An 18,797-nucleotide genomic window follows, 5' to 3' on the forward strand; every position below is an offset into this window, starting at 1 on the left:
ACCGGCGGCGCGGCGCAGCGCGGCTCTCAGCCGACCGGCCGGACCTTGGGCACGCCGTCGAAGTCCGCCGGCAGCAACGCGAACAGCCGCCGCACGGCGCGGGAGCGGCCGGGCCGCACGGTGAGGTGCGCGCCGGTGGCGTCGGCGAGGAGCTGGGCCCGCAGCAGCGAGTTCAGCCCCGCGACGGAGCAGAACGTGACGCCGGACAGGTCGATCACCACCTCTTCGACACCGGTGCCGATGCGGGCCTGCAGGACTTCGTCGAGCCGCCGGGCGGTGTTCAGGTCCACTTCACCGGCTACGCGGAGGACGACCGTGTGCCCGGCGGGGCTGGAGACGCGCACCGTCATGCGGCCGTGGGTGTTGATCCAGTCGGTGGCGGTGAGCTCGTGGTCGGCCGAGCGAGGTTGGGGAACCATCGCGGCACACCCTTTCATCGGGCTGCGGGGGCAAGCCGGATGTGGCGGTACTGGAAACGGCGAGGAGCCGGCCAAGACGCACAACGTCCGGCAGCGGCTGACGGCTCAACCGTGAACCTCCAGCATAGTGCATTTGCACTAGCTGAACCACCAGGCGTAATTCGATCGACAGATCGGGCGCGGGCCGGTGTGCTGGTCCACGTGTCCACCGAGGTGAGGGGTGTCTTGGACCGGTCTTCCGACGAAGCGACGATCACGACGGCGGTGGTCCGGCGGCTGCTGGCGGCCCAGTTCCCGAAGTGGGCCGGGCTGCCGCTGGCACCGGCGCCCGCGCAGGGCGTCGACAACGCGACCTTCCGGCTGGGGCCGGACCTGGCGGTGCGGCTGCCCCGGTACGCGCGGTGGGCGGGGCAGGTGGCGCGGGAGCAGGAGTGGCTGCCGAAGCTGGCCCCGCACCTGCCGTTGCCGATCTCGGAGCCGCTGGCCGAAGGCCGGCCGGGGGAGGGCTACCCGTTCCCGTGGTCGGTGCTGCGCTGGCTGCCGGGCGAGCGGGTCGACCCCGACCGCCTCACGGACCCGGCGGCGGAGCTGGCCGGGTTCTTCGGCGCGTTGTGGCGGGCGGACGCCACGGGCGGCCCGCCACCCCAGTGGAGCAACGCCTTCCGCGGCGTTTCCCCGACCGACGAGCGTGATTCGGCGATCGCCCCGCCGCGGCTGAGCGCGCGGATCGAGCGCGTGGCCGACCTGATCGACGTCGACGCGGTGCTGGCGATGTGGGAGTCGGCCCGCGCGGCCCCGCCGTGGCCGGGCCCGCCGGTGTGGATCCACGGCGACCCGGCGCCGGGAAACCTGCTGTGCCGGGAGGGCCGGCTGAGCGCGGTGATCGACTTCGGCACGCTGGCGGTGGGCGACCCGGCGTGCGACCTCATCGTGGCGTGGTCGGTGCTCTCCGCCGAGGGGCGGGCGGAGTTCCGGAAGGCGCTGGACATCGACGACGCGACGTGGGCGCGCGGGCGCGTGTGGGGGTTGATGGAGGTGCTGCCGCGCAGGGACGCGTTGACGGGACCGGACGCGGCGCACGCCCGGCGGCGGCTGGACGAGCTGGTGGCCGACTTCCGGGCCGCGGGAGGTTAGTCCCACCTGGCGCCCTCGTGGCGGGACGGCCAGGCTGGGCGGCATGCCCACCACCGTCGTCAACCTGAAGGGCCACCGCGACGACCCGGACTACGCCGACGTCGTCTACGTCGGGCGGCCCATGCACCGCGGGGGCTGGCACCTCGCCGGCTCGAAGCTCGCCAGCCCGTTCCGGCCCGGCCCCGACGGCACCCGCGAAGAGGTCCTGGCGAAGTACCGCGAACACCTGCTCTCCCGGCCGGACCTGCTCGCGCTCCTGCCTGACCTGCGCGGGAAACGGCTCGGGTGCTGGTGCGTGCCCGAGCTGTGCCACGCCCAGGTGATCGCCGACGTCGCGGATCACGGGCCGTAACGAAACGCACCCCCTCCGCGAGTAACCTGGCGACACGAGGGGGTGATGGCCGGTGCCCGCGCGAAGACTCGGCGGTTTCGACCAAGCCGAACTGCCGGAGGCTCACCGGATCAGGTGGTGGTTCGCGGCGGTGACGGCGGGGCTGCTCGCGGTCAGCATGGCCGTGGTGCCGTACCTGCCGTTCTTCCAGACGTGGACGTTCGTCCGCGATCCGAAGGTCGCCAGCGTCATCACCTGGACCGTCCTGCAGACCTCCGTCGTCGTGGTGTCCGCGGTCCTCACGCTCTACTTCGTCGGCAAGGCCCGGCTCGAAGCCGCCGCCTTCCGCGCGAACCAGATCGACATCCGGCTCTTCGCCGACGAACGCCCCGACACGAGCCACGACCGGGAAATCGACTCCGCCGTCGAGCTGACGGCGACCTTCAAGCGGATCCTCAACGAATCCCGGCTCTACACCCCGACCCCGGTGCCGGGCGCGGGCAGCTCGTACGACTTCATCCAGATCGTCGAGCACGCCGGCGACGCCGCGGACGGCTGGTGGAAGGCCGCCACGAAGCTGATCCGGCTAGCCCAGCCACCCGCCGCGTTCACCGTCACCGGCACCGTCCGGCCGGGCAACGCCGCCGGGCGCTACCAGCTGATCCTGGAGCTCGTGCGCGTCCCGCGCTTCGCCGCCAGCCCGCTGGTGATCGAGGACGAGAACTGGCCGCGCGTGCTGCACCGCGCCGCGAACGCCGTCGCCGCGCTCGTCATCCCGCGCAGCGCCTACGTCCGGACGAACATCCACTGGGCCGCCTGGCGCGACGCGAAGATCCCGTACGAGCTGTTCGACGCCTACCAGCGCGCCAACCACTTCATCATCCACCGGCGCTACGACGAAGCCCTCGCCGAGTACTACCGCGCGGTCAGCCTCGACCCGTCGAACGTCTACATCAGACTCGAGATCGCCGCCCTGCAGGAGCAGCTCGACCTGCACCTCGACGCGCTCGCGACGTACGACGACGTGATCACCCTGTGCAGCCGGGGCCACCCGGCGCTCGCGCGGTGGTGGATCGGGCCGGACTTCGCGCGCCAGCCACGCCACGCCGGCCGAGGCCGCGCCGTCGCCCTGCTGATCGCCCGCTACCGGCACGCGCTCGTGCTCGGCCACGGCGACTCCGTGGCCGGCTCCTGGTGGGTGCGGCGCACGACCGCCGGCGTCCCGGACGACGCGCGGGCGCTGCGCCGCGCCGAGCTGCGGGCCGCGCTGGAGCTGCGGTTCCGCCGGTACGTCGACCTCGACGTGCGGGTGCGGCCGTACGCGATCCCGCCGGAAAAGCGGCTCGAACTGCACCGCCGCGTGCTGAAGGTGCCGGTGCCGGAGCTCGTCGTCCAGCACGCGACCCCGGAGCAGCTGGCCGAGTACAACCAGCGCGCCGCCGAGATGCGGTCGTATTTCTGCGCGCTTTCGCAGTACGAAATCGAGCGGCTGATCGCGGACTACCGCCGGTTCGGCCGGCGCTGGCGCAGCAGCTGGCGGCAGCTGACGAACCGCGCACTGGACCTGTCCCTGGTCTGGGCCGTGGTGCGGCGGGCGATGGCGGACGTCGAGCCGGTCACCGGCGCGGTTCCGGAGCCCCAGCCGGCCTACCCGGGCAGCCGGGTGCGGCTGGCCGACGTCTGCCCGGACCGGCGCTGGCCGCCGGACCCGCAAGCGCTCGACGACACCGTCGAAGCGGCGGGACCCCGCGACTCGTGGGAAGAGTGCTACAACGCGGCGAGCGTGTACGCCGTCGCGATGCTCGAAGTCGGCCCGCGCGGCGAACGCGACCTGCGTGACCGCGCGCGCAACCCGCGTCTGCTCGGCGAAGCGCGCGACGAGGTGGCCCGCCGCGCGGTCCGCGAGCTCTACCACGCCGCGACGATCAGCCACAGCGGGCGGCTGCCGGAGCGCCGTTCGTGGGTGATGGGGGAGGACCCCGACCTGGCCGCGCTGCGCGGGCACGAACTGTTCCGGGTCTTCGAGATGGTCACCTTCTCCCCGGACCGCGCGGCGCCGTTGCGGCCGCAGCGGGCGCACGTCTGGGAGCAGGTCAGCTACGTCCGGCAGCTCGTCGCGGAGATCGCCGGCTGCCGCGCGCACTTCTGGCGGACCCGGGCGGCCGAGCCGCACCCCGACAGCCGCACCCTCGACCGCTGGCGCGCGGCCGACCGCGACGCGTGGCGCAAGCTCGCCGAGCTCGCCCGCGGCAAGCAGGACTGGTACACGCGCTACCAGGCGATCTGCGCGTTCCGCACGTGGTCGGCCGACTCGGCCTACCCCGGCTCGATCGCGGGTTTCCCGCAGTACTGCGAGGAACGGCTGCACGCCCAGCTCCGCGGCGCGGCTGGTCCGCGCGGGAAGGCGGGCCTGGACGCGAACATCGTGGTCCGCGAGTACGTCCGGCTGTGCGACCAGCGCCTCGACCAGCTGGTGGCCGACATCGCCGAGCTGGAGCCGGCCACGGCCGCCGACTTCACGGCGTGCGCGGACTTGTGGACGGCGCTGTGCTCGTGGTTCGACGACGACATCGCGGACGGCTCGTCGGCCGACGAGCGGCGCGAGCGGTTCCGCAAGCTGCTGCGGCCCTAGTGCGAGAGTGGGTACTCTTGCCGGTGGCCGCGATCCCGGTGCGGCAAAGACGGGCGATCGAGTGCCGGACACCGGGAGTTTCCGGCACTCGCGCCCGTACCAAACCCCGGCCCTAGGCTGGGTCGCGTGCGAACCAGGCTGCGAAAACTGCGCGCGGGCGACCGGGACTACACCTGGCGGGCGACCATCGGCTCCGTCCGCGGCGACGGCGTCGACGTCCACCGGTGCGTCCGGGTCCGCGTGTGGGGCGCGGGCAAGAACGGCCGGGCCCTGGAGGCCGACCTGCTTTCGAAGGCGACGAGCGTGGGGTGGACCCCGGCGGACACCGACGGTTCGTACCCGGCCGCCGGCGACGTCCGGCGGCTCGTCGACCACGCGCTGGCCCTCGGCTGGGACCCCGGCCTCCGCGGCGGGACCTTCCGGCTCACCGAGGCGCACGGCGTGGAGCTCCCGGACTTCCTGCTCACCGACCGCGTCCGCGACCCGGCCGCGCCGGACCCGACCGAGCGCGTGAACCGGGCCGCCGGCCTATGAGCGCCGCGTGTAGCGGTGCTTCACCCCGACCGGGAAGTACTCGGGATCGCCCGCCGGGCGCAGCTCGACGTCCGGCAGCTGGCGCTCGGCCGGGACGTAGTGCGCGAACTCGCTGTTGAGCCGCAGCAGCTCGGCGCGCACGGATTCGGCGATCAGGCCCGCGTCGGCGGTCGCACCGGGCGCTGTCTCGACCGTGATGCGCAGCCGGCGGTCGCGGTCGGCGTCCTCCACCGACTCGATCACGAACTTGCCCGTCACCGTGTCGCTGATGCCGGGCTGCTCCAGCCCGACCGTGACGTTCTCCGGGTAGACGTTCGCGCCGAAGAACGACACCGTGAACAGCGAGCGGCCGAAGACGTACACGAACGGCAGCGCCGGCCCCAGCGGCGGCGTGAAGCCGTGGCGGGCGCAGAAGTCCAGCAGCTCGGCGTGCGGCAGGAGGCCGCCGTCGTCGGCGATGTGGTAGCGGATCAACGGAATCCCGCCGTCGCCGGTGAAGACGAGGGTGCCTTCGTGGACCTCGAAGAACCGGCTCGCCGGGTCGTACTGCACGAGCGTGGGGAGCCTGGCGTCGCCGAAGACTTCGCGCGCGAGGTCCGGGTGACCGGCCAGGAACCGGCGGATGCCCGCCGACGTCGGGGTTTCCGTGCCGAGCACACCCGCGTCGGCGGTGCCGTAGAGCGACGCGACCGCGCGGACCGGGTCGGCGATCCCGGCGCGTTTCGCGACCAGCTCACGCCACTGTTCGCTGAAGACTTCGCCCGCCAGCACGAGCTTGATCGCATAAGCGGACCAGTCGACGCCTTCGGCCACCCCGGTGTCGACGACGTCCTTGACGAACGGCGGGTAGCCCAGCAGCACGACCTGCTCGAAGTGCGGCGCGAGCTCCGGCAGCACACGCAGGATTTCGGCCTTGTTGTTGCCGGGCGCCACGACGGTGATCGGGCAGCCCTTCGCGGCGAGGTGCCGCACGCAGGCGGTGGTGAACAGCCCGCCGACCCAGGTGCCCAGTGGGAAGCAGACGACGGCGAGGGTGCGCTTGCGGTCGGCTTCGAACGCGTTCACCAGCACCTGTTCGAACCGGCGCGCGACGTGCAGCTCGTCTTCGAGCGCGCGCGGCCAGATGGTGGGCCGGCCGCTGGAGCCGGACGAGACGGCGATCATGTCGAGCTCGTCGAACGTGCCGCCGCGACACAGCTCGGGCAGCGGGTACTTGCGGTGGTAGCTGTCCTTGTCGACGAGCGGCAGCCGCCGGAAGTCGGCCATCGTCTCGACGTCGCCGGGCGCGATCCCGTGCTCCCCGAGGAACTTCCGGTACGCGGGCACGGTTTCCGCGGTGCGGTGGAAGAGATCCAGGACGTGGCGCTCGCCGGTGTCGCCGGGTGGGCCGAAGAAGGTGTCGAACGCCTGCCGCACGCGGGTCTGCCGGCCGAGGTCCATGATCGGAGCATAGCCGCCGGGGCGTGTCATGATGGGCGGCGTGAGCACCTCCGTGCAGCAGGCCACCGCCCCGCCGTTGACCCTCTACCTGGTCAAACGGCTGGAGCTGGCGGTGCGCGCACTGCTCGACGACGCGCTGCGGCCGCTCGGGCTGACGACGCTGCAGTACACGGCGCTGACGGTGCTCGAAGCCAGCGGCGCGCTGTCGTCGGCGCAACTGGCCCGGCGGTCGTTCCTGCGGCCGCAGACGATGCACGAGATGGTGCTGGCGCTGGAGAAGCGCGGGCTGATCGCGCGGACGCCGAAGCCGGGCAACCGCCGCGTCCTGCTGGCCGGCTTGACGGACGCGGGCCGCGCACTGCTGGCCGGCTGCGCGCCGGCGGTCGGCGAGGTGGAGGACGCGCTGCTGGCCGACCTCAGCCCGGGCCAGCGCGCGACGTTCCGTGAGGGACTACAGCACGGCGTCGTGGCCCTGGGCGCGCTGTCGGACCAGCGCCGCTCTCAGGAAGCCTGATTTGCTGGGGTCCCGGCGACTGGGGGATCCCGCTCCGCCGAGTGGAGTCTTTACTCAGGCTTGCTGACACCAAAGCACTAGGCCGGTCGAGTGGAACGCGCGCGTGACGCGTAGCGCGCGAGTGGCGAGGGCCGTTGAGGGGTACGTCCCAGACCTGCTCTCGCATCTGGAGGTGCGCCGACGTGACCGGGGCCCGCGACGTGGACGGCGCAGCCGCCGTCACACGTCGGCTGCTGGTGCTGGCCGGGGCCGTGGCGGGCCTTTGGCTGGTGTCGTGGCTGGTGTCCGGACACGCCGAAGCGGCGCCTCGCGAGCCGATCGGTGGGGTTGTTGATGTCGTTCGTGCGGTCGATCCGGGGGCCGGGCGTGTTTCGGAGCGGGTGACTGGGCCGGTTTTGCGCCCTTCGAAACCTGTTTCCGTGCCTGTGCCGCGGGTAGCGGGTCCGGTGGTTGAGCCGGTGGGGCGAGTGGTCGCGAGGGTGGTTGAGCCGGTGTCGCGGGTGACACCCCCGATTGTTGCGCCGGTGGGCCGGATTGTGGCGAAGCCGGTGTCCCGGGTAGCGGCCTCGGCCGTTGAACCGGTGGGGCGGATCGTGGCAACCGTGGCCGAACCGGTTTCGCGGGTGGTGCGGTCCGTGGGCCCGATCGTCGAGCCGGTGGGCCGGCTGGCAAGCCCGATCATCGAGCCGATCGGCCGGATCGCCGCGACGGTGACGAAACCCGTCGCCTCGGTGCTCGAGCCCGTCCGGCAAGCCATTGCGCCCGTGCTCGATCCGGTGGTCGGCCCTGTCGGCGACGTCGTGCCGCCCACGACCCGACCAGCCCAGGAACCCGTCGTCGCGCCGGTGACGAAGACCGCCGAACCACCCGCGCGCCACCCCGCCCAGCCGGCAGCGACCAACCGAGCGACATCCGAGCCCACCCGGCAACTCGCCGTGGCACCCCCGACCCACCTCGCCGCACCGGGGCAAGCCCGGACCGTGCGGGAAATCCTGCGAACCAAGGCAAAGAGCGGCAACCCGGTCGCCCAGCGGCGTCCGGCGCCGCGGCCGTTCGAGTCGCCCTCGCCGGCTCCGCCCGCTCCGGCGCCGCTCGACTTCACCGCCGGTGCCGGGCCCACCATCCCGCCCGGCTGCCTGCCCGCCGACCACGAGCCCGGCGCCGCCCGGGCCCGCCTCCGGTCGCACGGGGACTTCCCGCCGCTGACGCGGCCCTGCGAACCGGGCACCGGCCCCGGCTGAGGTCCGTCCCGATCTTCTCCTCCGTCGTGCGCACCGCGGCGCGTTCCGCGCTGCCCGCGACCGCAGCACCCGAACACAAACCCACGCGTGGAAGAGGGACGAGAATGGATGCGAGCGTGTTCGACCTCGGGAAAGTGCGAAGAGACGCGGTGGTCACCGTCCGCCTGGACGCGATGGCCAACGTCAGGCTCCTGACGGAGGTCAACTTCCAGGCTTACCGGCGCCGGCAGTACTACCGGATGCACGGCGGGGTGGCCACCGCACCGATGTTCAAGATCCACATTCCGGCGAACGCCCACTGGTTCCTGGTGCTCGACGTCGAGGGGCTGGAAAACCTGCCCCTGCGGCCGCGGGTGTCCGTCGAGCCGGAGCCGGCCGTCATGGCTCGTGGACGCACCGGCCCCCGGTGAAGGTCAGCACGGCCTTCGAGGCCCCGATTTCGCGTCCGGGGCCGTCGAAGGAACCGGATCGGCACGGTGCCCGGGGCGGATCTCACCCGTGTCGTCGAGGTGGCCGACGTGCGCGGAACCCGCCGTTCAGGCGGTGATCGCCGCGCCCCGGCGATCCGCTGCGCGGGGAAGAACGGTGGCACGTCTTCCCCGCGCGGCGCGGGGTAACCCTGCGCGCCCTGGTGATCCCGGACTACGGCCGGCGACACCACCCGGCGGCCAAGATGTGGACCGGCTACGAGGAAGCCCTGACCCGCTACGGCCTCGAGGTGTGCGCGGTCTGGTGCGCGCTGGGCGCGGCGGACACGTGCGCGGTGAAGCTGGGGGAGGAGTACACGCGGTCGGTCGGCGGGGAACCCGTGCGGACGCAGGCCGAGCTCGCCGCCGCCCGTGAGCTGCCGCCCTGGCTGGGGGACGCCGCCGTGCACCGCAGTCACCAGTCCGCGCTGGTGCGGAAGGACCCGGACCACTACGCGGCCCGGTTTCCGGGCGTGCCGGCCGACCTGCCGTACGGGTGGCCGCCGTCGGACCGCCCTCGCCGCGCGGCCGGAAAACCGCACCGGACCTGCGGTCCCGGTGGTCCGCAAGAGCAGCACCGCACCGACCAACGGCGGATTTACAACGTTGTACCAACGATGTAAAAGTTGTCCCGCACCGGCTCGCACGCGCCGTGGAAGGGGCCGTCGATGTCCTCCCTGGAACTGAACCGCCGTGACCTGCTCCGGCTCGCCGGGGCCACCTCCGCCGCCGTCGCCGCCGCGCTGTGGCTGCCCGGCACGGCCGCCGCCGCGGGCACCTTCAGCCCGATCCGGCCGCCCGCCACCCCGCTGATCGTCCGCTCGCCCTACCTCTCCACCTGGCAGCCCGCCGACGACCTGCCCGGCACCTGGGCGAGCTTCTGGACCGGGCACATCACCGCCCTCTGCGGCCTCGCGAGGATCGACGGCGCCGCGTACGTCTTCGCCGGTCAACCCGCGCTCCCGGCCGGGCCCGCGCTCACCCCGATGACCCAGGTCAGCCTGCAGGTCACCGGCACCCGCTCGATCTACGTCCTCACCGGCGGCGGCGTCAACCTCACCGTCACGTTCTTCTCGCCCGTCGACCCGGCGAACCTGCAGCGCCAGTGCGTCCCCTTCGGCTACGTGACGCTCCAGGCCGCCAGCGCCGACGGCCGCGCGCACACCGTCGACCTGCACTTCGACACCTCCGCCGAGTGGGTGCACGGCAACACCGCCACCCCGGTCACCTGGACCCGGCAGCAGTCGGCCGGCTTCACGCTCCTGAGCTGCACCCCGGCGAGCCCGGGCGTGCTCCAGGAGAACGGCGACCAGGCGAGCTGGGGCTCGCTCGTGCTCGCCGCCCCGACGGCCGGGACCACCTGGCAGATCGGGCAGGACACCGCCGTGCGTGCCGCCTCGGCGAGCCAAGGCGCCCTGAACAACACCAGTGACTCCGCCCAGCCGCGCGCGATCGACGACCGCTGGCCGGTGCTCGCCTTCAACACCGACCTCGGCACGATCCCGGCCGGCGGCAGCTCAGCGCCCTTCACCCTCTCGATCGGGCACGTCCGCACCCCGGCCGTGCGCTACCTCGGCACCCCGCTGAACCCCTGGTGGACGCACTACTGGGGCAGCTGGCCGGACATGGCCGTCTGGTTCGCGAACGACCACGCCGCCGCGCTGTCGGCCGCGGCTGCGATCGACCGGCGCCTGCACGACGACGCCGTCGCCGCGGCGGGCGGCGGCAGCACCGGCGAGCACTACGCGGCGATCTGCGCGCTGGCACTGCGGCAAGCCTTCGGCGGCACCGAGCTGGTCGACCGCGGCGGCTCGCCGTGGGGCTTCCTCAAGGAGATCTCCTCCAGCGGCAACATGTCCACAGTGGACGTCATCTACCCGGCGTTCCCCGGCTACCTGTACCTGGCCCCGGACTACCTGCGGCTGATCCTCGAACCCGTGCTCGACTACGCCGAGCACGGCGGGTGGCCGATGCCGTTCTCCGAGCACGACGTCGGCGCGCACTACCCCGACGCGGCCGGGCACAACGACGGCAACGAGGAGAGCATGCCGGTCGAGGAGTCGGCCAACATGCTGATCATGGCCGCCGCCCTGGTGCAGCGGCTCCCGGCGGCCGACGCCGCCGCCTTCGCGAACACCCACTACCGGATCCTGCGGCAGTGGGCCGAGTACCTGATCGGCGCCACCCTCGACCCGGGCTTCCAGAACCAGACCGACGACTTCACCGGCTTCATCGCCCACAGCGCCAACCTCGCGCTGAAGGGCATCATCGGCGTCGGCGCGATGGGCGTCATCGCCACCGCGACCGGGAACACCGCCGACGCGCAGCGGTACCGCTCGACCTCCCGCGGCTACATCAGCCAGTGGGTCACCCTCGCCGAAGACGGCCAGCACCTCAAGCTCGCCTACGACCAGCCCGGCACGTGGAGCCTGAAGTACAACGGCTTCGCCGACCGCGTGCTCGGCCTGGACCTGGTCCCGCTCGGCGTCGCCGCGCAGGAGGCCGCCTGGTACCAGGGCCGCGCGGGCGCGCACGGCGTCCTGCTCGACCCGCGCAACAACTACACGAAGGCCGACTGGGAGCTGTGGACCGCGGCGTGGCTCACCGACCAGCCGAACATCCGGAACACCCTGGTCGAAGGCGTGTACAGCTACGCGAACAGCACTCCGCAGCGGGTGCCGTTCAGCGACTGGTACGTCGTCGCCGACGCCACCCAGCGTGGCTTCCAGGCCCGCCCGGTCGCCGGCGGCTACCTGGCCCTGCTGACCCGCCCGGCGGCCTCGACGACCCTCTGGCGGAAGCTGCAGAACCAGCGCTCGGGCAAGGTCCTCGCCGTGTCGGACATGTCGCTGGCCGACACCGCCGAGGTCACCCAGTGGTCGGACAACGGCACCGCCGACCACCTCTGGGCGGTGGTCGACAACGGTGACGGCACGGTCCGGATCGTCAACCGCAACAGCGGCAAGGTCCTCGCCGTGCACGACCAGAGCCTCGACAACGGCGCGCACGTGCAGCAGTTCCAGGACAACGGCACGCCGGACCACAACTGGCGGATCGTCGACGCCGGTGGTGGCTGGTCGAAGCTGGTCAACGTGCGCAGCGGCAAGGTGATGGCCGTCGACCAGCAGTCCACGGCGGATGGCGCCCAGGTGACCCAGTGGGACGACAACGGCACACCGGACCACCTGTGGCGGTTCGCCTGACGCCGTTTGCGACACTGGCCCGGTGTGCGCCGACTACCACCGGATCCGCCGGTTCCTCGAGGAGCGGGACCCGCCGACCCCGTGTCTGGTCGTGGACACCGACGTCGTCGCGGCCCGCGCGGCCGAGTTCCGCGTGGCCTTCCCCGGCGCGCTGATCCGCTACGCCGTCAAGGCCAACCCGGCGCCCCCGGTGCTCGACGCGCTGGTGGCGGCCGGGCTCGGCTTCGACGTCGCCGGGCCCGCCGAGGTCGCGCTGTGCCTCGAGCGCGGCGCCGATCCGGCCGACCTCGCCTACGGCAACCCGATCAAGAAGCCCCGGGACATCGCCTACGCCTACGAGCGTGGTGTCCGCGAGTTCACTTCGGACGCCGCCGACGACGTCGACCACCTGGGCCGGCACGCGCCCGGCTCCGCCGTGTCGATCCGCGTGGTGCTCGAAGCGCCGGACTCGGTGACGCCGTTCGGCCGGAAGTTCGGCTGCGAGCCCGCCGAGGCCCTGGACCTGGTGCTGCGCGCGGCCGCGGGCGGCCTGCGGCCCGGCATCGCCTTTCACGTCGGCTCGCAGCAACCCGACCTCGCCGCCTGGGAGATCGGCATCGCCACCGCGGCGAAGCTGTTCGCCGAAGCCGCCGCGCAGGGCGTCACGCTGACGCGGCTCAACCTGGGCGGCGGGTTCGCGACCGCGCACCGGACCGCCGTCCCGTCGTTGACGTCGTACGCCGCGAAGATCGCGTCGGCGCTCGCCACGCACTTCCCGGGGGAGCGCCCCGAGCTGATGCTGGAGCCGGGCCGGGTGCTCGTCGCCGACGCGGGCCTGCTGCGCACCGAGGTCGTGCTGGTCGCGCCGCGCGGCGAGCGGCGGTGGGTGTACCTCGACATCGGCCGCTACAACGGGCTCGCCGAGGCCGAGAACGAGGCGATCGCCTACCGGTTCGAGCCGGTCGAGCCGCACGCCGGACCGAGCAGGCCGGTCGTGCTGGCCGGTCCGACCTGCGACGGCGACGACGTCCTCTACCAGCGGACGCCCTACGAGCTGCCGCTTTCGCTGCGGACCGGCGACCGGCTCGACCTGCCCGGCACCGGGGCCTACACCGCCAGCTACGCCTCGGTCGGGTTCAACGGCATCGAGCCGCTGCGCACCTGCTGCGTCGGGAGGTGGGGGGATGACTGAGGTCGGCCGGTTCACCGGACGGCACGTCCTGGCCGAGCTGCACGGCGTCGACCCGGGCCTGCTCGACGACGCCGCGCGGCTGGGCGAGCTGCTGCGGGCGGCGGTGACGGAGGCGGGCGCGACGGTCGTCGACGTCGTGGCCAAGCGGTTCGTGCCGCAGGGCGCCACGGTGATCGCGCTGCTCGCAGAGTCGCACGCGTCCGTGCACACCTATCCCGAGCACGGGTCGCTCTTCGCGGACGTCTTCACCTGCGGCGAGCGTGCCGACCCCGAGCATGCGCTGCGGCTGCTGGCGAAGTCGCTGGACGCCGCTTCGGTTCACCTGTCCGTCCTGCACCGGGGAGAACGCTGATGCCCACGATCCACGAGCCGGTCGGCGCCGGCCTCACTCGCGTCTGGGCGGTCGACGACGTCGTGTTCGACGCGCGGACGCCGTTCCAGCAGGTGCTGATCGGCAAGACCGCGCAGGGGATTTCGCTGTTCTGCGACGGGGAACGGCAGAGCACCGAGGCGAGCCAGCTCGTCTACCACGAGGCGCTGATGGTGCCCGCGCTCCTGCTGGCCGACCGGGTCGAACGGGTCCTGATCATCGGTTCGAGCGAAGGGGTCGCCTCCCAGCTGGCCCTCGACGCGGGCGCGTCGCACGTCGACCACGTCGACATCGACGAGCAGGCGGTGCGGGCCTGCGCCGAGCACCTGCCCTACGGCTACACGACCGCCGACCTCGATCGGGCCGGCGGCCCGATCCGGGTGTCCTTTGAGGACGGCTGGGCGTTCCTCGCCGCGGCCGAAAACCGGGGCGAGCGCTACGACGTCGTCGTGATCGACCTGCCCGACGAGAACGCCGACCCGGCCGCGCAGCACAACCGCTTGTACGGCACGGACTTCCTCGGCCGCTGCGCGCGGCTGCTGGCGCCCGGCGGGGTCGTGACCTGCCAGGCGGGCTGCCCGACGCTCTGGCGGAACGAGACGCTGCGCGCGTCGTGGCAGCGGTTCCGGGAGGTGTTCGGCACGGTGCTGTACTTCGGCTCCGACGAGCACGAATGGGCTTTCCTGTCCGGCCGCGCGGACGTCGTGGCCGACCCGGGCGCGCTGGTCGCGCGGCGGTTCGCGGAGCGGGGGAGCCGGGCGGCGACGCTCGACGCGGCGGCGCTGCTCGGCGGCGCCACCCCGCCGTATTCGCTCCGGCACGATACTGGTCCGAACCAGTTTTGCGGCTGATTCTTCGAATACGTCAACTGTTGCACAGCTGAAATAGCGGGAAATGGATTTCCCGCACTCCGGGTTGTCGTGTTACTCCGTTCAGTGGCCGTCGAAAAGGTTGCGATCGCGCTACGATCCGTTCCGCGCGCGATCATCGTGATCAAAAGGCACCGTGGCCCATTTGGAGGAGCGTCATGCTCGGTATGTTGGTCGTAGCCGGAATGATTCTGTCCGCCCTCGCCGCACCCGTCGATTCCCCGGCGACGTCGGCTCCGACCGAACGGATCACGCTCGACATCAAGACCATCAACGGCTCGGGCTGCCCGGCCGGCACGGCCACCGCGTCGGCCGACGTCGCTTCGGACAACACGTCGTTCACGGTGCACTACACGAACTTCACCGCCAAGGCCGGCGGTGGCGCGTCCGCGCTCGACGCCCGGAAGAACTGCCAGATCAACGTGCTCGTCCACGTGCCGCAAGGGTTCACCTACGCGATCGCGCAGGCGGAGTACCGCGGGTTCGCGCACATCGAGAGCGGGGCGAGCGCGCTGGAGCAGGCCAACTACTACTTCGCCGGCACGTCGCCGACCGCCCGGGTGCGGCACACCTTCCCCGGCCCGTTCCACGGCGTGTGGCGAGCGGTGGACACCACCGACGTGGCGGAGCTGGTGTTCGCGCCGTGCGGTGAGGACCGCAACCTGAACATCAATGCGGAACTGCGCGCGGACGCGGGCAGCTCGGCCGGCGGGAGTTACATCGAAATGGATTCCGAACACGCGAGCGTCGACACGATTTACCACTTCGCGTGGCAGACGTGCTGATTCGGCGGTAATTCGGGCGCACGGCCCGCTCACCGGAATCCGTCCCGGTGAGCGGGCCGTTCGCGTGGCTCAGACGTGGGTGACGAGCAGGGTGACGCCCGCTTCGCCGCCGCAGTCGACGAAGACCGGGCCGACGCCGTTGCCGATGTGCTGCGCCACCGTCGCCTTGGCGACGAAGTGGTCCGGACCGGCGTCGACGATCCGGATGTTCTCCAGCGCCGGGTGCTCCGGGAAGCCGCCGAGCACGGACTTCAACCCGGTGCCGCCGCCGCAGTTCCCGGTGATGGTCACTTCCTGGCCGCGCCGCGAAGTGGGGTTCGGGCTCACCTGGACGGTGGCCCGCGCCCCCTTCGGCGGCTCCTGGTGGTTCGCGGTCATGGTCCCCTCCGTGGTCCCCGGTTCCGCCGACGCGCCGCCGGCGATCCCGATGCTCGCCGCTGTGACCAGTCCGGCCGCGAGGGCCAGACCGAGCACCGCGCGGGTGGACTTGCTGCTGCGCATGGTGATCTCCTCCCTTGACCCGGGTTTGGCCGGATCTGCCCAGTCAGTCGCCGGGAGGGGTGCGCCAGGTTTTCCGCAGCGTGGAGTGAGACGTGGATCACACGAGAGTGATCGGCTCAGGGGGCGACGGGTGGCCGTTCGGCTTCCGCGGCCGGCGTCAGCGTGCATCGTCGCTCGAACCGCTCCATCAGGACGGTTGCGATCAGGAGGGCCACTGGGGTGCTCACCGCGATCCACATGTCTGAAGAGCTACCCAGCCCCGTGCGCTCTCAACCGCCGGCCGACAGCCGGGTGATCAAGTCCAGCAGGCCGGTGCGGAAAGCGTCGTCGTCGCCGAGGACGCCGAGCAGCGCGGGTTCCTCGCGCACCGCCCGTTCGTGGACGGCCCGGCCGCGCGCGGTCAGCTTGGCCAGGTGCCGGCGCGCGTCGCGAGGATCAGCCGTCCGGGTGACGAAACCCGCCTTGGCGAGGCGGTCGACCGTGCGGCTCATCGTCTGGTCGGTTACCTGGCAGCGCTGGGCCAGCGTCCGCTGGGGGAGTGGCCCGTCGCGCAGCGTGTGCAGTGCGATCAGCCCCGCGTGGGTGAGGCCCATGCCGTCGAGCACCGCCGCCCAGCGGTGCTCCACCAGCCGGGCGGCCACGGCGAGCAGCCGGCCCGTCGGCCAGCTGCTCAGGTCGGGTTCGGGGGTTGTGCTCACCGTCACTCCGGGTCGTCGTGCAGAATGTTCAGCTTGCTGAACAATTGGGCGTGTTCGCGCTCGAAAGGACCTTAGCGACCATGAACGACAAGCCGCGCCGCCTCCGCTGGCTGATCCCCGCCCTCCTGGTGATCGCCTGGCTCGCGCTGGGCGGGTTCGGCGGCCCGTTCGCCGGGAAGCTCAGCGAGGTCGCCAAGAACGACAACGCCGCCTTCCTGCCGCAGTTGGCCGAAGCGACCGAGGTCGCCGACGAGCAGAAGGCGTTCACCCCACGCCAGGTCCTGCCCGCGACCGTCGTCGCCGAACGCCCGGCCGGCCTCACCGCGGAAGACCGCCGCTTCCTCGACGACAAGGCGCGCGAGCTGGCGGGCGTGCCGGGGGTGGTCGGCCCGCTCGGGAAGCCGCAGGACGCGCCGCGCGACGACCAGGCCGTGCAGCTGGCCGTCCCGATCCTCGCCGACGGCAACCCCGGCGACGTCGTCAAGGAGGTCCGCGCGAAGCTCACCGGCGCGCCGCCCGGGCTCACCGTGCTGGTCACCGGCCCGGCCGGGCAGATCGCCGACCTGGTGCAGGCGTTCGGCGGCATCGACGGCATCCTGCTGCTCGTCGCCGGCGGCGTGGTCGCGCTCATCCTCATCGTCGTCTACCGCAGCCCGCTGCTGCCGTTCCTGGTGCTGCTCTCGGCGGTGTTCGCGCTCGGGCTCGCCAGCCTGGTCGTCTACCTGCTGGCGAAGCACGACGTCCTCGCGCTCAACGGCCAGAGCCAGGGCATCCTGTCCATCCTCGTGTTCGGCGCGGCGACCGACTACGCCCTGCTGACCGTCGCGAGGTTCCGCGAACAGCTGCGCGACACCCCGAGCCGGTTCGACGCGCTGAAACTCGCCTGGCGCGCGACGCTCGAACCGATCGGCGCGTCGGCGGGCACCGTGATCCTCGGCGTGCTGTGCCTGCTCTTCAGCGACCTCAACTCGAACAAGGGCCTCGGCCCGGTCGCGGCGATCGGCATCGGCGCCGCGCTGCTGGCGTCGACGACGTTCCTGCCGGCCGTGCTGGCCCTCTGCGGCCGCGGCGCGTTCTGGCCGTTCAAGCCCGCGCTCGGGTCGCCGCACCCCGAGACGTCCGGCGTCTGGGGCCGGGTGGCGCGCCTGGTCGGGCGCCGGCCGCGGGCGGTCTGGGTCGTGACGGCCCTGGTGCTCGGCGTCGGCGTCGCGTTCCTGCCGCAGCTCAAGGCGTCCGGCACCGCGCAGTCCGACGTCTTCCTGACCCAGGTCGAATCCGGGACCGGGCAGGAGATCCTCGGCCGGCACTTCCCGGGCGGGCTCGGCGCGCCCGCGATCACCATCGCCGACGCGGACGCCGTGCCCGCGGTGCTGGCGGCGTCCAAAGTGGACGGAATCGCGGAGTCGGTGCCGCTGCCCAAGGTCGTGAACGGCCGGGTGCAGGTCCTGTCCGTCCTGACCGACCCGGCGGACTCCGAAGCGGCCGTCGCGACGGTCGGCCGGCTGCGCGAAGCCGTGCACGCCATCCCCGGCGCCGACGCGAAAGTCGGTGGCCCGACGGCGATCCAGCTCGACACGCAGCAGACGTCGGAGCACGACCGCGCGCTGATCATCCCGATCGTGCTGCTGGTCATCTTCCTGGTGCTGGCCATGCTGCTGCGGTCGTTGCTCGCGCCGCTGCTGCTGATCGCGACGGTGGTGCTGTCGTTCGCCGCGACGATGGGTGTGTCGGCCCTGGTGTTCAACCACCTGCTGGACTTCCCCGGCGCGGACCCGGTGGTGCCGCTGTTCGGGTTCGTCTTCCTGGTGGCGCTGGGGATCGACTACAACATCTTCCTGATGACCCGCGTCCGCGAGGAGGCACTGACCCGCGGCACGCGCGATGGGACGCTGCGCGGGCTGTCGCTGACCGGCGGGGTGATCACCTCGGCCGGTGTCGTGCTCGCCGCGACGTTCTCCGCGCTGGCGGTGATCCCGATCCTGTTCCTCGCGCAAATCGCGTTCATCGTCGCCTTCGGCGTCCTGCTGGACACCTTCCTGGTGCGGTCGCTGCTGGTGCCGGCGCTGACCGTCGACGTCGGGCGGCACGTCTGGTGGCCGTCCAAGCTGGCTAGGAAATCGCCTGCTTGAAGTCCGGGCACTCGACCAGCGGCACGTGGTCGCAGGTCGCGGCGTGGCGGAGGCTGTCGCGCATCCGGGTGAGCCGGTCGATCGCGTCGTCGAGCTCGGTCGCCTTGACCGCCATCCGCTCGCGCAGCGCCTCGTCGCTCGGCGTCGCGACGAGGAAGCGCGCGATCTCGGCGATCGTGAACCCGGCGCCGCGCGCGCAGGCCACGAGGTCGAGCCGGCGCAGGACGTCCGGGTGGTAGGTGCGGCGCAGGCCGTTGCGGCCGGCCGGTTCGACGAGCCCGCGCTTCTCGTAGAACCGCAGCGCCGACGGCGCCAGCCCGGACTTCTCGGCGACTTCGGCGATGTCGAGCAGGGTCATG

Annotated in this window: 18 protein-coding genes and 1 pseudogene; 14 read left to right on the forward strand and 5 right to left on the reverse strand. The window is 72.3% G+C overall.

The window, feature by feature from the left end:
* Positions 1-26: 26 nt before the first annotated feature.
* Positions 27-419: an STAS domain-containing protein gene (locus M8542_RS03920; RefSeq protein WP_257918601.1), complete on the reverse strand. Its 393-nt coding sequence runs from the start codon at positions 417-419 to the stop codon at positions 27-29.
* 225 nt (positions 420-644) lie between these two features.
* On the opposite strand from M8542_RS03920, the gene M8542_RS03925 reads away from it, so the two are divergent.
* The 4 genes from M8542_RS03925 to M8542_RS03940 all read left to right on the forward strand — a co-directional run bounded on the left by M8542_RS03925 (position 645) and on the right by M8542_RS03940 (position 5,050).
* Entirely contained in the window at positions 645-1,553 is a 909-nt protein-coding gene (locus M8542_RS03925; protein ID WP_257918602.1) for an aminoglycoside phosphotransferase family protein, read from the forward strand.
* A gap of 43 nt (positions 1,554-1,596) precedes the next feature.
* The gene (locus M8542_RS03930) at positions 1,597-1,905 is read left to right on the forward strand and encodes a DUF4326 domain-containing protein (RefSeq protein WP_257918603.1); all 309 of its coding nucleotides are present in this window, start codon (positions 1,597-1,599) and stop codon (positions 1,903-1,905) included.
* A 52-nt stretch (positions 1,906-1,957) separates the two neighbouring features.
* On the forward strand, positions 1,958-4,516 hold the full coding sequence (locus M8542_RS03935; protein ID WP_257918604.1) for a tetratricopeptide repeat protein: 2,559 nt from the start codon (positions 1,958-1,960) through the stop codon (positions 4,514-4,516).
* Between the two features lie 126 nt (positions 4,517-4,642).
* Positions 4,643-5,050: a hypothetical protein gene (locus tag M8542_RS03940; protein WP_257918605.1), complete on the forward strand. Its 408-nt coding sequence runs from the start codon at positions 4,643-4,645 to the stop codon at positions 5,048-5,050.
* Here the strand turns inward: M8542_RS03940 and M8542_RS03945 are convergent.
* Entirely contained in the window at positions 5,045-6,490 is a 1,446-nt protein-coding gene (locus M8542_RS03945; RefSeq protein ID WP_257918606.1) for a phenylacetate--CoA ligase family protein, read from the reverse strand. The two genes, M8542_RS03940 and M8542_RS03945, sit on opposite strands and share 6 nt — an antisense overlap.
* 28 nt (positions 6,491-6,518) lie before the next feature.
* Between M8542_RS03945 and M8542_RS03950 the strand changes: the two genes are divergently transcribed.
* From M8542_RS03950 to M8542_RS03990, 9 genes and pseudogenes are all read left to right on the forward strand, one after another.
* Positions 6,519-7,004 carry a MarR family winged helix-turn-helix transcriptional regulator gene (locus M8542_RS03950; RefSeq protein ID WP_257918607.1) on the forward strand — a complete coding sequence of 162 codons (486 nt, stop codon included), beginning with the start codon at positions 6,519-6,521 and terminating at the stop codon, positions 7,002-7,004.
* 182 nt (positions 7,005-7,186) lie between these two features.
* Entirely contained in the window at positions 7,187-8,245 is a 1,059-nt protein-coding gene (locus tag M8542_RS03955; RefSeq protein WP_257918608.1) for a hypothetical protein, read from the forward strand.
* 104 nt (positions 8,246-8,349) lie between these two features.
* On the forward strand, positions 8,350-8,655 hold the full coding sequence (locus M8542_RS03960) for a DUF1883 domain-containing protein (protein WP_257918609.1): 306 nt from the start codon (positions 8,350-8,352) through the stop codon (positions 8,653-8,655).
* Positions 8,656-8,864: 209 nt separating this feature from the next.
* Positions 8,865-9,335 (forward strand): annotated as a pseudogene (locus tag M8542_RS03965) (MSMEG_6728 family protein); the annotation flags it as partial.
* Between the two features lie 45 nt (positions 9,336-9,380).
* A complete protein-coding gene (locus tag M8542_RS03970) occupies positions 9,381-11,915 on the forward strand; it encodes a glutaminase domain-containing protein (protein ID WP_257918610.1) in 2,535 nt (844 codons plus the stop codon).
* Between the two features lie 22 nt (positions 11,916-11,937).
* Positions 11,938-13,086: a type III PLP-dependent enzyme gene (locus M8542_RS03975; protein ID WP_257918611.1), complete on the forward strand. Its 1,149-nt coding sequence runs from the start codon at positions 11,938-11,940 to the stop codon at positions 13,084-13,086.
* Positions 13,079-13,438, forward strand: a complete 360-nt coding sequence (gene speD, locus M8542_RS03980; protein ID WP_257918612.1) for an adenosylmethionine decarboxylase — start codon at positions 13,079-13,081, stop codon at positions 13,436-13,438. The genes M8542_RS03975 and speD overlap by 8 nt, the downstream gene beginning before the upstream one ends.
* Positions 13,438-14,307, forward strand: coding sequence for a spermidine synthase (locus tag M8542_RS03985; protein ID WP_257918613.1), 870 nt, complete (start codon positions 13,438-13,440; stop codon positions 14,305-14,307). Before speD ends, M8542_RS03985 begins: the two co-directional genes overlap by 1 nt.
* Before the next feature lie 176 nt (positions 14,308-14,483).
* The gene (locus tag M8542_RS03990) at positions 14,484-15,110 is read left to right on the forward strand and encodes a DUF4360 domain-containing protein (RefSeq protein ID WP_257918614.1); all 627 of its coding nucleotides are present in this window, start codon (positions 14,484-14,486) and stop codon (positions 15,108-15,110) included.
* Between the two features lie 69 nt (positions 15,111-15,179).
* Here the strand turns inward: M8542_RS03990 and M8542_RS03995 are convergent, their stop codons facing one another.
* Both M8542_RS03995 and M8542_RS04000 read right to left on the reverse strand, forming a co-directional pair.
* Positions 15,180-15,611 (reverse strand): hypothetical protein, encoded by a 432-nt coding sequence (locus M8542_RS03995; RefSeq protein ID WP_257918615.1) that lies wholly within the window; start codon positions 15,609-15,611, stop codon positions 15,180-15,182.
* Positions 15,612-15,880: 269 nt separating this feature from the next.
* Positions 15,881-16,315, reverse strand: coding sequence for a MarR family winged helix-turn-helix transcriptional regulator (locus M8542_RS04000; protein WP_257918616.1), 435 nt, complete (start codon positions 16,313-16,315; stop codon positions 15,881-15,883).
* Positions 16,316-16,389: 74 nt separating this feature from the next.
* Between M8542_RS04000 and M8542_RS04005 the strand changes: the two genes are divergently transcribed.
* Positions 16,390-18,438 carry an MMPL family transporter gene (locus M8542_RS04005; protein ID WP_257918617.1) on the forward strand — a complete coding sequence of 683 codons (2,049 nt, stop codon included), beginning with the start codon at positions 16,390-16,392 and terminating at the stop codon, positions 18,436-18,438.
* Here M8542_RS04005 and M8542_RS04010 read toward each other — a convergent pair.
* Positions 18,419-18,796 (reverse strand): MerR family transcriptional regulator, encoded by a 378-nt coding sequence (locus tag M8542_RS04010; protein ID WP_257918618.1) that lies wholly within the window; start codon positions 18,794-18,796, stop codon positions 18,419-18,421. The two genes, M8542_RS04005 and M8542_RS04010, sit on opposite strands and share 20 nt — an antisense overlap.
* Position 18,797 lies beyond the last annotated feature (1 nt).

Origin of the sequence: Amycolatopsis iheyensis, from assembly GCF_024703995.1 — a bacterium.
GTDB classification, from domain to species: domain Bacteria; phylum Actinomycetota; class Actinomycetes; order Mycobacteriales; family Pseudonocardiaceae; genus Amycolatopsis; species Amycolatopsis iheyensis.

Bases quoted from the DNA above. Each gene is read 5' to 3' on its own strand.
- M8542_RS03920 (WP_257918601.1), bottom strand. From the start codon at position 419: ATGGTTCCCCAACCTCGCTCGGCCGACCACGAGCTCACCGCCACCGAC.
- M8542_RS03930 (WP_257918603.1), top strand. From the start codon at position 1,597: ATGCCCACCACCGTCGTCAACCTGAAGGGCCACCGCGACGACCCGGAC.
- M8542_RS03945 (WP_257918606.1), bottom strand. From the start codon at position 6,490: ATGGACCTCGGCCGGCAGACCCGCGTGCGGCAGGCGTTCGACACCTTC.
- M8542_RS03950 (WP_257918607.1), top strand. From the start codon at position 6,519: ATGATGGGCGGCGTGAGCACCTCCGTGCAGCAGGCCACCGCCCCGCCG.
- M8542_RS03960 (WP_257918609.1), top strand. From the start codon at position 8,350: ATGGATGCGAGCGTGTTCGACCTCGGGAAAGTGCGAAGAGACGCGGTG.
- M8542_RS03970 (WP_257918610.1), top strand. From the start codon at position 9,381: ATGTCCTCCCTGGAACTGAACCGCCGTGACCTGCTCCGGCTCGCCGGG.
- speD (WP_257918612.1), top strand. From the start codon at position 13,079: ATGACTGAGGTCGGCCGGTTCACCGGACGGCACGTCCTGGCCGAGCTG.
- M8542_RS03985 (WP_257918613.1), top strand. From the start codon at position 13,438: ATGCCCACGATCCACGAGCCGGTCGGCGCCGGCCTCACTCGCGTCTGG.
- M8542_RS03990 (WP_257918614.1), top strand. From the start codon at position 14,484: ATGCTCGGTATGTTGGTCGTAGCCGGAATGATTCTGTCCGCCCTCGCC.
- M8542_RS03995 (WP_257918615.1), bottom strand. From the start codon at position 15,611: ATGCGCAGCAGCAAGTCCACCCGCGCGGTGCTCGGTCTGGCCCTCGCG.
- M8542_RS04005 (WP_257918617.1), top strand. From the start codon at position 16,390: ATGAACGACAAGCCGCGCCGCCTCCGCTGGCTGATCCCCGCCCTCCTG.
- M8542_RS04010 (WP_257918618.1), bottom strand. From the start codon at position 18,796: ATGACCCTGCTCGACATCGCCGAAGTCGCCGAGAAGTCCGGGCTGGCG.